Raw genomic sequence first — 510 nt, forward strand, 5'->3', positions numbered from 1 at the left:
GCTTCCCCCCAAGACCTTTGCCGGTACGGGATACCAGGCGTCGGACATCTTCTGAAAGCCGGTGTCGTTCGGGTGCACGCCGTCGACGTTGTCGGCGACCGCGTCGTACCCGGTCCACAGGCCTGCGACGGAGATCGGCGACTGGGCCGTGGTGAGGCCAGCGGCCCACGCCGGGATCGCGTTGTCGAGCGCCGCCACGTCGGCCGGGCAGGTGAAGCAGGCGGCCGCGTTCATCGGGATGATCAGCACGACGATGATCTTCATGGCCGGGTTCTGGGCCCGCATTGACCGATCAGCTTGGTGAACGCGGTCAGCTTGTCCTGCAGCGGGATGTAGCCGCCCCACGAATCGCCGATTGCCATGATCCGTACGGGAGAAGCGGAGTGCGCGGGCGACGCCACGGCGACCACGCCGGCGGCGATCGCGAGGATGACGGAGAGCAGAACCCTACGCACGGGAATCACCACTCATAGAGGTAGGTCGATGGGAGCGCTCCCACAAGCATCGGTG

At 66.5% G+C, this 510-nt stretch carries 2 protein-coding genes; both read right to left on the minus strand.

Going from position 1 to position 510, the window contains the following annotated elements; all coding sequences use genetic code 11:
* On the minus strand, nt 1-264 hold a 264-nt coding region (locus IH26_RS0152680; RefSeq protein ID WP_483757050.1), incomplete at its 3' end, for an SGNH/GDSL hydrolase family protein.
* Entirely contained in the window at nt 261-455 is a 195-nt protein-coding gene (locus IH26_RS56955; RefSeq protein WP_030443833.1) for a hypothetical protein, read from the minus strand. The genes IH26_RS0152680 and IH26_RS56955, both read right to left, overlap by 4 nt.
* Between the last annotated feature and the right edge of the window lie 55 nt (nt 456-510).

It is taken from the genome of Actinoplanes subtropicus, from assembly GCF_000721705.1.
In the GTDB taxonomy this organism is placed as follows: domain Bacteria; phylum Actinomycetota; class Actinomycetes; order Mycobacteriales; family Micromonosporaceae; genus Actinoplanes; species Actinoplanes subtropicus.